Below are 14,416 nucleotides of genomic sequence, written 5' to 3'. Positions count from 1 at the left end.
GGGTCGTGAGCTTGGACACCCCTCTGATGGAGCAATCAAGCCGGGGGTTACCATATGAGCGCCGCCTAGCTCGAAAGATAAACTTGTGACTGTCAATGACGACTCGTTCACCAGCTGGAAGAACCGCGAGGAGATCGCGGAGTCGATGATCCCGATCATCGGGAAGCTGCACCGGGAGCAGGACATCACCGTCCTGGTCCACAGCCGCTCCCTGGTGAACAAGTCGGTGGTCAGCATCCTCAAGACCCACCGGTTCGCCCGCCAGATCGCCGGCGAGGAGCTGTCGGTCACCGAGACGCTTCCGTTCCTCCAGACGCTCACCACCCTCGACCTGGGCCCGTCCCAGATCGACATCGGCATGCTGGCCGCCGAGTACAAGACCGACAACCGCGGTCTCACGGTGGAGGAGTTCACCGCCGAGGCCGTCGCCGGCGCCACCGGTGAGAACAAGATCGAGCGCCGCGACGGACGCGACGTCGTCCTCTACGGCTTCGGCCGCATCGGCCGCCTCGTCGCCCGCCTCCTCATCGAGAAGGCCGGCTCGGGCAACGGTCTGCGCCTGCGCGCGATCGTCGTCCGCGGCGGTGGCGACCAGGATCTGGTGAAGCGCGCCTCGCTGCTGCGCCGCGACTCGATCCACGGCCAGTTCCAGGGCACGATCACGGTCGACGAGGCGAACAGCACGATCGTCGCCAACGGCAACACCATCAAGGTGATCTACGCCAACGACCCCTCCGAGGTCGACTACACGGCGTACGGCATCGAGAACGCCATCCTCATCGACAACACCGGCAAGTGGCGCGACCGCGAGGGCCTGTCGAAGCACCTGCGCCCCGGCATCGACAAGGTCGTCCTGACCGCGCCCGGCAAGGGTGACGTGCCGAACATCGTGCACGGCGTCAACCACGACACGATCAAGCCGGACGAGCAGATCCTCTCCTGCGCCTCCTGCACCACCAACGCGATCGTGCCGCCGCTGAAGGCGATGGACGACGAGTACGGCGTGCTCCGCGGCCACGTGGAGACGGTCCACTCGTTCACGAACGACCAGAACCTGCTGGACAACTACCACAAGGCGGACCGCCGCGGCCGTTCCGCGCCGCTCAACATGGTGATCACCGAGACCGGTGCCGCCTCGGCCGTCGCCAAGGCGCTGCCGGAGCTGAAGGCCCCGATCACCGGCAGCTCGATCCGCGTCCCCGTCCCGGACGTCTCGATCGCCATCCTGAGCCTGCGCCTGGGCCGCGAGACCACCCGCGACGAGGTCCTCGAGTACCTCCGCGACGTCTCGCTGCACTCGCCGCTGAAGCGTCAGATCGACTTCACCACGGCCCCCGACGCGGTCTCGATGGACTTCGTGGGCTCGCGCCACGCGTCGATCGTCGACGCCGGCGCGACCAAGGTCGACGGCGACAACGCGATCCTCTACCTGTGGTACGACAACGAGTTCGGCTACTCGTGCCAGGTCATCCGGGTCGTCCAGCACGTCTCCGGCGTGGAGTACCCGACCTTCCCGGCCCCGGCGGTCTGATCTCCACCCGCTCATCGGCACGGCGGCGCGCCGCACTTCCTCCGGGAGGTGCGGCGCGCCGTCGTTCGCCCGCTCCCCCGCGACGCACGTCCGCCCCGCCGCGCGAACCGACCGCCGCCGCCCGGCGTCCCTCCCCGCATGGACACGTTCACGCACGGGATACGCCAGCTCCTGCGGTTCGCGGTACTGGAGGCGCGGTGCTGCGCCTTCGCCGTCGCGCTCGTCGGGGGGATCGCCGTCTCGTCCCTGCTGCCCGAGCTGCCGATCGCCCGCTACGACCTGCTGCTGCTGTACGGCATCGGGCTCACCGTCGTGGCCTGGAAGGTCGGGTGGGACACCGGGCGGGACATCGCGGTGATCGCCGCCTGCCATGCCACCGGCCTGCTCTTCGAGCTGGTCAAGGTACGGATGGGCTCGTGGAGTTACCCGGAGGACGCGCTGACGAAGGTCGGCGGGGTGCCGCTGTACGGCGGGTTCCTGTACGCGGCGCTGGGCAGTTACGTCTGCCGGGCCCGGCGCCTGTTCGACCTGCGGCTCACGGGCTATCGGCCGCGCGCGACGGCCGCGCTCGCCGCGGCCGTGTACGTGAACTTCTTCAGCCACCACTGGCTGCCCGACGCCCGCTGGGCCCTGGCGGCGCTGCTGCTCGTGGCGACGGCGGGGACCTGGGTGCGGTTCCGGGTGGGCGACCGGGACCACCGGATGCCGCTGGCCCTGTCGTTCGTGCTGATCGGCTTCTTCCTCTGGGTCGCGGAGAACGCCGCCACCTACGTCGGCGCCTGGAGCTATCCGGACCAGCTGGACGGCTGGCAGCCGGTGTCCCTCGCCAAGTTCGGCGCGTGGGCGCTGCTGATGACGGTCACGTTCGTCCTGGCAATGTCTTCCCGCTCCGTGAGACACGAGAATTGAGGCAATTCCGTGCACCGGTCCAGGGGACGTGGTACAGTCGACAGCAGTTGCAGTCGTGGTTCCCAAAGAAACTTACAAGTGCCTTTGACGATTCGACATCGTCAGGCACTTTCTGTGTTTTCGGTGCAGTTTTCCGGACGGGGCAATCATCACGGCGACTCCGGGGTCCGCACAGTGCGGCCCCCAGGGCTACGCCCCGAAGGAGAATTGACATGGCTAACGGCACCGTGAAGTGGTTCAACGCTGAAAAGGGCTTCGGCTTCATCGAGCAGGAGGGTGGCGGCCCGGACGTCTTCGCCCACTACTCCAACATCGCCACCTCTGGCTTCCGTGAGCTCCAGGAAGGCCAGAAGGTGACCTTCGACGTCACGCAGGGCCAGAAGGGCCCCCAGGCGGAGAACATCCTCCCCGCCTGACGTTGACACGTCCGACGCAGCCGGTGTCCTCACCCGTGTGGTGAGGGCCCCGGCTCGTCGCATTTTCCAGGCTTTTCAAACGTTCCCGGGCTTTTCACCGACCGGCCGCCGATTTCACCCCCTCGGCGTGGCCGGATCCACTCGCCCGTGGCATTCGGTACGTTCCAGTAATTCATCGGGCCCGCGGCCCCTCGCGAATTCCTCGAAGCGCACCGTTTCGAGGAGGACCCATGAACACCACGCACAGCGCGAACGCCGCACCCCGTACGGACCGGGCGGGACGCGGCACCCCCGCGAAGGACGAATGGGCGGCGCTGCCCGCCGGCACCCCGGCCCTGCCGCCCGCCGCCACCTTCGCCGAGCTCGAGCTGCCGGCGCAGGTCCACGACGTCCTCACCCGGCTGGGCGTCGACACGCCGTTCCCGATCCAGTCCGCGACCCTCCCCGACGCCCTCGCGGGCCGTGACGTCCTGGGGCGCGGGCGCACCGGATCAGGCAAGACCCTCGCCTTCGGCCTCCCCCTGCTGGTCCGCATCGCCGGACGGCGCGCCGAAGCCCGTAAGCCGCTCGCGCTGGTCCTGGTCCCCACACGTGAACTGGCCCAGCAGGTGACGGACGCCCTCGACCCCTTCGCCGAGGCACTCAAGCTGCGCCTGGCCACCGTCGTGGGCGGCATGTCGATCGGCCGCCAGGCCACGGCGCTGCGCGACGGGGCCGAGGTCCTGATCGCCACGCCGGGCCGGCTCATGGACCTCGTCGAGCGCAAGGACTGCCGGCTGGAGCGGGTGGGCGTGACCGTCCTCGACGAGGCCGACCAGATGGCCGACATGGGCTTCATGCCCCAGGTCACCGAGCTCCTCGACCTGGTGCCCCCGGAGGGCCAGCGGATGCTGTTCTCCGCCACGCTCGACCGCAACGTCGACCTCCTGGTCGAGCGGTACCTCACCGACCCGGTCGTCCACTCCGTCGACCCCTCGGCGGCGACGGTCTCCACGATGGACCACCACGTGCTCCATGTGCACGGCGCCGACAAGTTCGCCACCGCCACGGAGATCGCCGCCCGCGACGGGCGGGTCATCATGTTCCTGTCGACGAAGGCGGCCGTCGACCGCTTCACCAAGCACCTCCTCGGCAGCGGCGTGCGCGCCGCCGCGCTGCACGGCGGGAAGTCCCAGCCGCTGCGGACCCGGACCCTGGACCGCTTCAGGTCCGGCGAGGTCCCGGTCCTCGTCGCCACCAACGTGGCGGCGCGCGGCATCCACGTCGACGAGCTCGACCTCGTCGTGAACGTCGACCCGCCCGCCGACCACAAGGACTACCTGCACCGCGGCGGGCGCACCGCGCGCGCCGGCGAGTCCGGGGTCGTCGTCACCCTGGTCACCTCCGACGAGCGGCGTGAGGTGGCCCGGCTGATGGCGGACGCGGGCATCCGCCCCAGCGTGACCCAGGTCCGCTCGGGCGAGGCCGCGCTGAGCCGTATCACCGGCGCCCGTACCCCTTCGGGTGTGCCCGTCGACGGCGCCGCGCCCAGCCAGGAGGGTGTCAAGCGCGGCGGGGCGGCCTTCCGCGGCATGGGCACCGTCCCGGGCCGCCCGGGCCGCGCCAAGAACGAGTCCCGCAAGGCCGCCGAGGCCCGCAAGACGGCCGAGGCACGACAGGCGGCCCGCATCCGTCGAGGCAAGTAGGGCCTGTCTGACATGCCATAGGGCCCCTCATGGCGTGGGGCCGCGCCGGCACACCGGAGGAGACCCCGTGAGGGACAACGACCCGTGGGACACGATCCGCTCGCTCGCCGCGCTGTTCGCGGGGTACGACTCCGAGCGGGGGCTCACGGCGGAGGAGCAGTGGACCCTGCAGGTGCTCAAGCTCTCGGAGGAGGTGGGGGAGGCCGCGCAGGCGGTCATCGGGGTCCGGGCGGTGAATCCGCGCAAGGGCCGCAGCCACGACTGGGAGCAGGTGCAGGAGGAGGTGGTCGATGCCGTGATCACCGGCATGGTCTCCCTCGCCCGGATGCGCCCCGACGACGCGCCCGAGTTCTTCGCCTCCGTACTCGCCCGGAAGGCGGCCGCGTTCCTCCCGCCCGCGGAGCCGGACCCGCACGACGACGACCCCGTGGTCACGTCGAGTTGAGTGCCACCGTCGGGTGGAGCCGGGAGGCGCGGATCGCCGGGTAGAGGCCGGCGATCACCCCGATCACGAGGGTGGCGGCGAGGCCGCCCACGAGGGACCAGGGCGGGACTACCGCCGTCCAACCCTGGACCCGCGCGAAGCCGTACGTCGCCGCCGCGCCGAGCAGCGCGCCCGTGGCCCCGCCCAGGGCCGACAGCAGCAGCGACTCGGTGAGGAACTGGAGCCGGATCGCGTGGCGGGTCGCGCCGAGGGAGCGGCGCAGACCGATCTCCTGACGGCGCTCCAGGACGGAGATGACCATGGTGTTGGCGACGCCGACGCCACCGACCAGGAGCGCCACCGCGCCCAGGCCCAGCATCAGGGTCGTCAGGCCCTCGTCGGTCGCTGCCTTGGCGGCGAGCGCGTCGGAGGGCCGGGAGACCTTGACGCCCCCTTCGCCGCCGGGGCTGATCGTGCGGGCCAGGACCGCCCGTACGTCCTCGACCGAGGCGTCCGTGGAGCGCTCGAAGATCGTCGTCGGATGACCGTCGAAGCCGAAGTGGTGCTCGGCGGCGGGGAATCCGACCATGGCCACCCGATCGAGGTTCGGCACCAGTTCGAGCGGCTCGAGGATGCCGACGACGACCACACGGATGTCGTTCATCATGATCGTCTCGCCGGTGCGGGTGATGCCGAGCCGGTCGGCGGCCACCGCTCCGAGGACCGTCACCGGGAGCCGTTCGCCGGCCGGGTCCAGCCAGGCGCCCTTGTCGACCTCGCCGCCGAGCGCGGCAAGGAGGTCGGTGCGGACCGCCTGGGTGGTGACGCCCGCGGTGCGCTCCTCGGGAACCAGATCGCTGCGGCGGATCCGGGCGTCGACGTCGCCGGTTCCGGTGGCGTGCTGGACGGGGCCGATCCGCTCGACCATCGCGACCGCGTTCTTGGGAAGTCGGATCTCTCTGCCCAGGGCGTCCTTGCCCGCCTCGGCGGTGAGGAGGTTGGTGCCGAGCCGGTCGAGCCGGGCCATCAGGTCCGCGCGGCTGGACTCGGAGAGGCCGACGACCGCGACCATGGTCGCGATGCCGATGGCGATCCCGAGCGCGGACAGCACCACGCGCGCGCGGCGCGCGCGGAGACCGACCGCGCCGACCCGGAGGATGTCGCCGGCGGAGAGACGAGAGGGCTTGAGGGCGGCTTTCACGGCGCGGCTCCTTCCCCGGTGAGGACGCCGCGCTCGTCCGCGACGATCTCACCGTCCTTGAAGCGGACCCGGCGGGGCAGCGAGTCCGCGATTCCGTTGTCGTGGGTGATGACGCAGATCGTGGTGCCGGCGGCGTTCAGTTCGTGGAGCAGCTCCATGACGATCTTCCCCGAGGTGGTGTCGAGGGCGCCGGTGGGCTCGTCCGCGAGCAGCAGCCGGGGCTCCCCCACCAGCGCGCGGGCGATGGCCACGCGCTGCTTCTCTCCGCCGGACAGCTCGTTCGGCGTGTGGGCGTGGCGGTGGCCCAGGCGCACCCGGTCGAGCGCGGTCCGTGCCCGCGCCCTGCGTTCCCGGAGCGGCACGCCCGCGTACAGCAGCCCGTCGGCGACGTTGTCGACGGCGTCGCGCCCCGCCGCCAGGTGGAAGTGCTGGAACACGAAGCCGACGTGGCGGGCGCGGAGTGCGGAGAGCCGGCTGTCGGAGAGTGCGGACACGTCGTGGCCGGCGATCCGGACGGTGCCGCCGGTGGGCTTGTCGAGGGTGCCCATGACGTGGAGCATCGTGGACTTGCCGGACCCGGAGGGGCCGACGACGGCGAGCAGTTCGCCCTCGCCGATGGTGAGGTTCACTCCGCGCAGTGCGTGGACACCGCCGGGGTACGACTTGGTGGCGTCACGCAGTTCCACGACGGGGGCGGGGGCCGCGGGGGTGCCGGTGGGAGCCGCCGGCGACCGGGTGGGGGCTGCGGCGGTCCTGTCGCGGGCCGGGGTCATGAGGCCGCCGTTCCGACCTTCAGGCCTTCCCTCACGTCCGGGCCGCTGACCTCGATCTGCCCGTCGGCGGTCATGCCGGTCTCCACCCGTATCGTCCTCGTGGTGGTGCCCTGGACGATCTGGAGGCCGTAACCGCCGTTCTCGCCGCGCAGGGCGAGGACCGCCTCGACGGGCACCGCGAGGACTCCCTTGCGGGCCTCGCTGACGAACGTCACGCCGGCCGACGCCCTGGCGTCCTCGCCGGAGGCGGCACGCGCCCCGCCGTCGAGGACGACCTCGACGACGATGCCTTCCTGCGATACGGCACCGTCTCCCGAGCCGGTCTCCTCGGGGCGTACGGTCCCGGCGACCCGCCCGGCCACGGTCTTTCCGCTGGGCAGGGTGACCTCGACCTTGGTGCCGGCGGCGGTGAGCGCGCCGTCGGTCTGGTCCAGGTGAGCCCTCACCACGGGCTGGGTGGAGGCGATCGTCAGGACGGCCTCACCGGGGCCGACCTGGTCGGCAAGCGCGGCGTCCGCGGAGACCACCTTGACCTGGCCGGGCAGGAAGACGACGTCTCCTCTGCCGACCTTGCCGGTGGGCTCACGGTTCAGGGACTTCTGCCACCGCTTGACCGCCGTCTCGGTGTCCCTGTCGTAGCGCGTGTCGACGTAGAGCCCCGCTCCGTATCCCAAGTCGCGGAGGTTCCGCTCCAGTTGGAGTACATCGCTGCCCCGGTCGCCCGTCCTCATCTCGCGGAACATCGGGACGGGGCCGTAGAGGAGGGTGACGGGCTTGTCGTTCAGCTCGTACAGGGCCTGCCCCCGGGTCGGCGTCGCGCCCTCGGTGGCGGCGACCGTGACGGTGCCGTCGACGGCGGACTTGACGGGGCGGCGCTGCGCGAAGTCGAGCCTGCCGTCGACGGTCTTGGACCGGACGAGGTCGGTCCGTACGACGGTCGCGGTGGCGGGCGGCGGATCGCCGCCCTTCCCGTCGGTACCGGAGCCGCCCGCGGCCCCGTCGAGGAGTCCGACGTCGCCGAGGAGGACGACTCCCCCGGTGACCGCGGCGGCGACCGTCACCGCGCCGAGCGTACGGAAAGCGGTGCGGCGCTTCACTGCATGCCGTCCAGACCGTCGAGCAGCTTCGACTTGCACGCCTGGCGGGCCTGCTTGTACACCGGTGAGTCGCTGTCGATGGCCGGGGACGCCGGGTTGGGGTCGCCGCCCGGCTGGGCGTTGCCGCCGCTCATCGTGGGGTTGGTGAACCGGGAGACGCCGTTGTCCCGCATGCACTGGGCGTGCTCCAGCATCGACTCGTAGTCCTTCTGCTGGTTGCGCTCGGGCTCGGCCAGCATGACCTTCTGGAGCTCGTCGACGCAGACGCCGTTCCTGCCGCCCTTGGCGGCCTCCATCTGGCCGGGCCGGGAGGAGATCTCCTCGACCTTCCCCCAGTCGAGGTGCCCGCTGAGCTTGGGGTCGGGGAAGTCCTCGTAGCCGCCCTTGACGCGCATGCACCGGACGTAGTCCAGCTGGGCGTCGTAGAAGGCGCTCTTCCCGGCGGGCCGGGCGCTCGGGGTGGTGTCGTTCCGCTCGGACGGCGGGACGGTGGTGGTCTCCGGCACCGAGGCGATCTCGTCGTTCTTCCCGGCACCACCGGCGCTGTCGTCACCGCTGCCGCACGCCGCGGAGAAGGCCAGGACGGGGAGCACGGCGAGGGCGGTCAGGCGCAGCCGGGCGGTGGGGCCCGGGACGGCACGGCGGAGGGAACGGGGAATCACGCGGGACATCGCACGGGGAAGCACGCGGGAGCTTGTCTTCGGGGTCATGACGACCACCCTCGTCATGCCACGTGATGGCGATTCCATGGCGACATGATGAGAACGTAACAATGCCCCCGACCTGCGCATCGAGCCCCCTCCGGGGCGATGGGCGGGCCCTCGCGGCACCCATAATCGACGGCATGCCGCATGTACTGCTCATCGAGGACGACGCGTCCGTACGGGACGGAATGGAGCTCGTGCTGCGCCGGCACGGGTACGACGTCGACACGGCGGCCACCGGCGAGGAGGCGCTCGCGCTGCTCGACGCCCCGGACGGGGAGAAGGTCGAGCTGGCCGTCCTCGACCTGATGTTGCCGGGGATGGACGGATTCGAGGTGTGCCGCCGCATCCGTGCCCGGACGACCACGCTTCCGGTCATCATGCTGACCGCGCGCGGGGACGACCACGACATCGTGACGGGTCTGGAGGCCGGCGCCGACGACTACGTGGTCAAGCCGGTCACCGCGCCCGTCCTGGAGGCCCGCATCCGGGCCGCACTGCGGCGCGCGGAGCCGTCGGGAGCCGCAGGAGCGGCGGGATCGGCCGGATCGGCCGGATCGGCGGGTGCCCGACGGTCGGCCGCCGCCGACTCCGCCGGCCTGGTGATCGACCGCGCCGGTCTCACCGTCACCAAACACGGCGTCCTGATCCCCCTTCCGCCCACCGAACTGCGTCTGCTCCTCGAACTGTCCGCCTCGCCCGGCCGGGTGTTCAGCCGCGAGCAGCTCCTCGCCTCGGTCTGGGAGCACACCTTCCTCGGTGACTCCCGGCTGGTGGACGCCGCGGTCGGACGGCTGCGGGCGAAGCTGGAGGACGTACCCGCGAAGCCTCGGTACGTCCAGACCGTGCGGGGCTTCGGCTACCGCTTCGGGCCGCTGTGAGCAGGACCGGAGACACCGGCCGGGCCGGCGGTTCCGGGCCCGCCGGGGACCCCCCGAAGCGGCGCTCCCGGCGGCTCGTCGGAGGGTTGCGGACCCGGCTCGTCGTGACCTTCGTCGTCGTCGCGCTCATCAGCGCGGTGACCGCGACCGCGCTCGCCTACCGGGACGCGCGGACCGCGGTCCTCCGGCGTACGCAGGACGCCGCCGTGAACGACGTACGGACGCGGGTCACCGCGGTCGCGGCCGATTTCGACCTGCCGCCGGACCAGCGGTCGCTGGCCCGGTTCGCGGCGAAGGTCTCGGAGGGCCTCGGCGCCCGGATCGTCGTGGCCCGCTACCAGGACCTCGTCGCGGTGTCCGACCCCCTCGCCGACACGGGCGGCCGGATCACCGTCGCGCTGCGGACCGCGGTGCGGGCCGGGGACGGAACCCGGTTCCAGCGGGTGATGTGGCGGGACGAGCCGTATCTGGTGGTCGGCATGCCCGTGACGTACGCGGACGGGGATCGTCGCTTCTCCGGCCTCGAGGTCTTCGCGATCACCGATCTCCGCGCCGAACGCGACGACACCGCAGCCCTGTTGGACTCCGTGCGGGCGGGCATCCTGCCGGTGGTGGTGCTGGCCGCCGTCCTGGCGCTGCTCGCCGCCGGAACGGTCCTCCGCCCCGTACGGAAGCTGGGGCGGGCCACGCGTGAGCTCGCGGAGGGTGACCTCGGGAGCCGGGTCGCGGTCTCGGGACACGACGAACTCGCTGATCTGGCAAGGACGTTCAACGACACGGCGGACGCCCTGCAGGCCTCCGACACGCGCCTGCGCGAGCAGGAGGCGAAGGCGCGCCGCTTCGTCGCGGACGTGTCGCACGAACTGCGGACGCCCCTCGCGGCGATGACGATGGTGGCGACGGTCCTGGAGGAGGACGCCGACCAGCTGCCCCCGGACGCCGCGCGGGCGGCCCGCACGGTGGGCGCGGAGACGGCGCGGCTTTCGCGGCTCGTCGAGGACCTGATGGAGATCTCCCGCTTCGACGCGAACGCGATCCGGCTCAACGCGGCCGAGACCGATCTCGCCGACACGGTACGGGCTTCCCTGGCGCTGCGCGGCTGGACCGAGCGGGTGGAGGTCCGTCTCGACGAGGGCGTACGGGCCGTGGTCGACCGGCGCCGCGTCGATGTGATCGTGGCGAACCTGGTGGGCAACGCGCTCCGGCACGGAGCGCCGCCGGTCACCGTGACCCTCGGCACGAGGACGCGAACGCGGACGACGACGGCGGTCGCGGGGGCGGCGCGGACCACGAGGGCGACGAGGACGACGCCGAGCGCGGACGTCGCCGTGGCCGGGGGCGAGTGGGTGACCGTGGAGGTCGCCGACCGTGGCCCGGGGCTGCCGCCGGAGGCACGGGAGCGGGTGTTCGACCGGTTCTACAAGGCGGACGCGGCCCGCACGCGGAGCGCGGCCGACACCGGCGGACAGGGCAGCGGCCTCGGGACGGCGATCGCCCTGGAGAACGCGCGGCTGCACGGCGGCACGATCGACGTCGCCGAAGGACCGGAGGGCGGAGCGGTGTTCACCCTGTGGCTGCCCCTGCGGCGTACGGGAGAGGACGCGGAATGAAGGTACGCGCGGGAGTGCTGGTCTCCGTCCTCGGGGTCGCCCTGGTGGGGTGCGGTGTGCAGCCGACGGGGGTGATAGGGGCGGGCGAGCCTGCGACCGGGCTGACGCGCGGGATCCGGCTGTACTACGCGTCGGACAGCGGGCTGCGGGGTGTTCCCGTACTCGACCGGGAGATCGAGAACCTCGGCTCGGTGGTGAAGCTGCTCGCGGACGGCCCGCCGCCCGCGGAACAGCGTGACGGCCTCACCAACCTCGTCGAGCTCGGCGGCTACACGGTGACGGGCCGGGGCGCGCAGGTCACGGTGCGCCTGGAGGACCCGTACGCGCCGACGGGCCGGGACCAGGGCACGGGGCAGCTGGTGTGCACGCTCGCCCGCGCCCAGTCCGTGCTGGATCCGAAGGTCAGGGCCGACGACGTGGAGGTCACGCTGCGCCAGCCGGAAGGCCCGGCCCTCGGCCCCTACCGGTGCGCCGAGTTCCTCAACGGCTAGCGGAGGCCCGGCCTACACGGCTGACGAAGTGCCGGCCGGCACCGGCTGAGGGAGACTCGGCAGGCACTCCTCAGGAGTCGACGCGCGACCGGGAGTCGGTGTCGATCGTCCCGGTGCGGGCCACGTGGCCGCCGTCGTTCGGGGCCGCCTTGAGCAGGTCCAGGAGGCCGGTGATCTCGTAGTCGCCCTCCAGCGGGTGCCGGAATCGCTTGCCGGGGGCCAGGCGGTAGCGGTTGCGCCGGCCCTCCCGCGAATGCGTCAGGTATCCGGCGGCCTCCAGGTCGGCGACGATCCCCTGCACCGTTCGCTCGGTCACCCCGCACGCGGCGGCGACATCACGCAGGCGTACGCCGGGATCTCTGGCGATCACCACGAGCACTCGGGCGTGATTCGTCAGGAAGGTCCACGACTGACGATCGCCTGAAAGGTCACTCATACACCCCATTATGCGACGTTTTAATCACGAGCCGCAAGACCGGAAATTTTTCTCGTGTAATGATTGACGGGTTACACGAGGAAGAGGACGATAAGTCTCGAAAGACCAGGTTTGGCTGGCCACTGGGAGCTCACCGTGCACCCCCTTCCAGACCGCTCCACCGATCTCCGGTCGCCCGCCGGGAAGACCGACCCTCTGGCGCCCGCGATCGGCCCGGACGCACAGATGACCGTGGAGGTCACGCCGGACGGCACCGTCGTCGTCAGCGGCGAGATCGACAGCGTCACCGCCCCGCAGCTCCACCGGAGCCTGCTCGCCGCGCTGCACGCCCACCCGGAAGGCGTCACGCTCGACCTCGCGGCCGTCACCTTCTGCGACTGCGCCGGTCTGCGCGCCTTCCTGACCGCGCGGGCCTCGTGGGCGGCGCGGGCCGCATGGGCGGCATGGGCCTCGTGGGCCGCCCCTCGTCGCCCCGACGGCGGAGGCGACTCCCTCGCGCCCCTCACACCCCTCGCTCTCGGCCCCGTGAGCCCGCGGATGACCCGCCTGCTCCAGCTGACCGGCACGGGAGAACTCTTCTCGCCGCCGAAGACGGGACGGCCTCAATGAAGCGGCAACCGCACCTCGATGATCTTGCCGCCCTCCGGCGGCAGCGACAGTCTGATCTCCTGGGCGAGCAACCTGACCAGGGACCACCCGAAACCACCCTCCGTCAGCCCGGAGGCCCGATCCGCCACCCCATCCGCCCCACGGCCGTCTCCGGTGTGCGGCAGCTCGTCACTCGCGTCCGCGACGGTGATCGTCACCGCGCCCTGGTGGAGTTCCACGGCGAATCCGGTGAGACCTCCCGCATGACGCAGCGCGTTGGTCACCAGCTCGGACGTCACGAGCAGCGCGTCCCCGACGGCGGTGGTGGACTGCGGGCCGCGCTCCCCCGCCGCGGCCACCTCCAGCACCGCCGCCACCCTGGCGCGCGCCTCGGCGGCGTCATGCGGAACGGGGGGCCGGATCCCGTCCGGCGGGGGCTGTTCCGTGCGATGCCCTGTGGTCACTGTTCTTCCCACCCAGTCCTTGTTCGTCCCCCGCGCTCCTTCGGCCCCGCTCCGCGCCCCGCCCCGCTTCCCCCGGGCGTTTCAACGGGCCCCTGCCCCGACGATCCGTTCGTATTCCCCCGCATTCCCTCCGTATTCCCCTGCCTTCTCCCGCCTTCTCCCCTCCGTCGGCCACGCCACGTCGCTTGTGGGGTGCGGGAGCGGGTATGAAGCCAGAGGGACCTCGCACGAGGAGCCTTCATGTCGAACCACCGCACCACCACCGTCCGGAGCCGCGACCAGGCCGTCTCACGAGACCGCCACTCCCTGCCGAGCGACCGCCGGCCGGTCCGGCACGGTCCCGAGCCGCCGGCCGGGCTCCCTGAGATCGCGGATCCCCTGGCGGTGAGCACCTCGGACGCCCGCCTTCTCTCGTCCGCCCTGTTCGAGCGGCTGAGCGTGCTCGAGGAGGGCACGGCGGACTACTCGTACGTACGCAACACCCTCGTCGAGCTGAACCTCAGTCTGGTCAAGTACGCCGCGACCCGCTTCCGCCACTCCAACGAGTCCTGGGAGGACATCGTCCAGGTCGGCACCGTCGGTCTGATCAAGGCGATCAACCGGTTCGACCCCGAGCGGGGCAACGAGTTCATGTCCTTCGCCCTGCCGACCGTGCTCGGTGAGATACGGCGGCATCTGAGGGACACGAGCTGGAGCGTCCACGTACCGCGCCGGCTGCAGGAACTGCGCCTGGACCTGGCCAAGGCGAACGACGCCCTCGAACAGGAGCTGGGTCGCCCGCCGACGGCCGCCGAGCTCGGCGACCGCCTCCACATCACCGAGGCGGAACTGTGCGAAGGCCGGGTCGCCGCGAACGGATTCTCCAGTCGCTCGCTCGACGTTCCCGTGGACGACGAGGACGGCGGCCCCGGCATGCTCGCACGCTGCCTCGGCAGCGAGGACGACTCCTTCGAGAAGATCGAGAACCTGGAGGCGCTCAAGCCGCTCGTCGCCGCCCTCTCCTCGCGCGACCGCGCGATCCTGGCGCTGCGGTTCGGCGACGAGCTGACCCAGGCGGAGATAGGCGAACGCCTCGGCCTCTCACAGATGCACGTGTCGCGTCTCCTCAGCCGCATCCTCGGCGGTCTGCGGACAGCCCTGACGGCGGACGAGCCACCGACCGCGACCGTCCCGACCGTCGCGACCACGTCGGCACCGCACCGGTAG

The 14,416-nt window shown here is 71.5% G+C and carries 16 protein-coding genes; 10 read left to right on the top strand and 6 right to left on the bottom strand.

Annotated features, from left to right (window positions below; translation table 11 throughout):
- Positions 1–85 precede the first annotated feature (85 nt).
- From N5875_RS34915 to N5875_RS34895, 5 genes are all read left to right on the top strand, one after another.
- A complete protein-coding gene (locus tag N5875_RS34915; RefSeq protein WP_318211491.1) occupies positions 86–1,531 on the top strand; it encodes a glyceraldehyde-3-phosphate dehydrogenase in 1,446 nt (481 codons plus the stop codon).
- 138 nt (positions 1,532–1,669) lie between these two features.
- On the top strand, positions 1,670–2,440 hold the full coding sequence (locus N5875_RS34910) for a DUF817 domain-containing protein (protein ID WP_338498293.1): 771 nt from the start codon (positions 1,670–1,672) through the stop codon (positions 2,438–2,440).
- Positions 2,441–2,652: 212 nt separating this feature from the next.
- Positions 2,653–2,856: a cold-shock protein gene (locus tag N5875_RS34905; RefSeq protein ID WP_030218719.1), complete on the top strand. Its 204-nt coding sequence runs from the start codon at positions 2,653–2,655 to the stop codon at positions 2,854–2,856.
- Between the two features lie 230 nt (positions 2,857–3,086).
- Positions 3,087–4,541, top strand: coding sequence for a DEAD/DEAH box helicase (locus tag N5875_RS34900; RefSeq protein ID WP_338498286.1), 1,455 nt, complete (start codon positions 3,087–3,089; stop codon positions 4,539–4,541).
- A gap of 67 nt (positions 4,542–4,608) precedes the next feature.
- Positions 4,609–4,986, top strand: coding sequence for a MazG-like family protein (locus N5875_RS34895; protein ID WP_318211488.1), 378 nt, complete (start codon positions 4,609–4,611; stop codon positions 4,984–4,986).
- Here N5875_RS34895 and N5875_RS34890 read toward each other — a convergent pair.
- The 4 genes from N5875_RS34890 to N5875_RS34875 are packed head-to-tail and all read right to left on the bottom strand — an operon-like array spanning position 4,973 to position 8,698.
- A complete protein-coding gene (locus tag N5875_RS34890) occupies positions 4,973–6,166 on the bottom strand; it encodes an ABC transporter permease (RefSeq protein WP_338498284.1) in 1,194 nt (397 codons plus the stop codon). The two genes, N5875_RS34895 and N5875_RS34890, sit on opposite strands and share 14 nt — an antisense overlap.
- The gene (locus N5875_RS34885; RefSeq protein ID WP_338498281.1) at positions 6,163–6,939 is read right to left on the bottom strand and encodes an ABC transporter ATP-binding protein; all 777 of its coding nucleotides are present in this window, start codon (positions 6,937–6,939) and stop codon (positions 6,163–6,165) included. Before N5875_RS34885 ends, N5875_RS34890 begins: the two co-directional genes overlap by 4 nt.
- On the bottom strand, positions 6,936–8,036 hold the full coding sequence (locus tag N5875_RS34880; RefSeq protein WP_318211485.1) for a peptidoglycan-binding domain-containing protein: 1,101 nt from the start codon (positions 8,034–8,036) through the stop codon (positions 6,936–6,938). The genes N5875_RS34885 and N5875_RS34880 overlap by 4 nt, the downstream gene beginning before the upstream one ends.
- Positions 8,033–8,698, bottom strand: coding sequence for a hypothetical protein (locus tag N5875_RS34875; protein ID WP_318211484.1), 666 nt, complete (start codon positions 8,696–8,698; stop codon positions 8,033–8,035). The genes N5875_RS34880 and N5875_RS34875 overlap by 4 nt, the downstream gene beginning before the upstream one ends.
- 182 nt (positions 8,699–8,880) lie before the next feature.
- Between N5875_RS34875 and N5875_RS34870 the strand changes: the two genes are divergently transcribed.
- From N5875_RS34870 to N5875_RS34860, 3 genes are all read left to right on the top strand, one after another.
- Positions 8,881–9,621, top strand: a complete 741-nt coding sequence (locus tag N5875_RS34870; RefSeq protein WP_318211483.1) for a response regulator transcription factor — start codon at positions 8,881–8,883, stop codon at positions 9,619–9,621.
- A gap of 86 nt (positions 9,622–9,707) precedes the next feature.
- Positions 9,708–11,231, top strand: coding sequence for a HAMP domain-containing sensor histidine kinase (locus N5875_RS34865; protein ID WP_338499358.1), 1,524 nt, complete (start codon positions 9,708–9,710; stop codon positions 11,229–11,231).
- Positions 11,228–11,722 carry a hypothetical protein gene (locus N5875_RS34860; protein ID WP_338498278.1) on the top strand — a complete coding sequence of 165 codons (495 nt, stop codon included), beginning with the start codon at positions 11,228–11,230 and terminating at the stop codon, positions 11,720–11,722. The genes N5875_RS34865 and N5875_RS34860 overlap by 4 nt, the downstream gene beginning before the upstream one ends.
- A gap of 70 nt (positions 11,723–11,792) precedes the next feature.
- Here the strand turns inward: N5875_RS34860 and N5875_RS34855 are convergent, their stop codons facing one another.
- Positions 11,793–12,158 (bottom strand): winged helix-turn-helix domain-containing protein, encoded by a 366-nt coding sequence (locus N5875_RS34855; RefSeq protein WP_338498275.1) that lies wholly within the window; start codon positions 12,156–12,158, stop codon positions 11,793–11,795.
- Between the two features lie 135 nt (positions 12,159–12,293).
- Between N5875_RS34855 and N5875_RS34850 the strand changes: the two genes are divergently transcribed.
- Positions 12,294–12,767 carry an STAS domain-containing protein gene (locus tag N5875_RS34850; protein WP_318211480.1) on the top strand — a complete coding sequence of 158 codons (474 nt, stop codon included), beginning with the start codon at positions 12,294–12,296 and terminating at the stop codon, positions 12,765–12,767.
- Here the strand turns inward: N5875_RS34850 and N5875_RS34845 are convergent.
- Entirely contained in the window at positions 12,761–13,210 is a 450-nt protein-coding gene (locus N5875_RS34845; RefSeq protein WP_318211479.1) for an ATP-binding protein, read from the bottom strand. The genes N5875_RS34850 and N5875_RS34845 overlap by 7 nt on opposite strands.
- 240 nt (positions 13,211–13,450) lie before the next feature.
- On the opposite strand from N5875_RS34845, the gene N5875_RS34840 reads away from it, so the two are divergent.
- Positions 13,451–14,416, top strand: a complete 966-nt coding sequence (locus tag N5875_RS34840; RefSeq protein ID WP_318211478.1) for a SigB/SigF/SigG family RNA polymerase sigma factor — start codon at positions 13,451–13,453, stop codon at positions 14,414–14,416.

The sequence above is a fragment of the Streptomyces sp. SJL17-4 genome, assembly GCF_036826855.1.
In the GTDB taxonomy this organism is placed as follows: Bacteria; Actinomycetota; Actinomycetes; order Streptomycetales; family Streptomycetaceae; genus Streptomyces.
The sequence above is the reverse complement of the archived record's forward strand: the minus strand, read 5'-3'. Positions and strand labels throughout refer to the sequence as shown.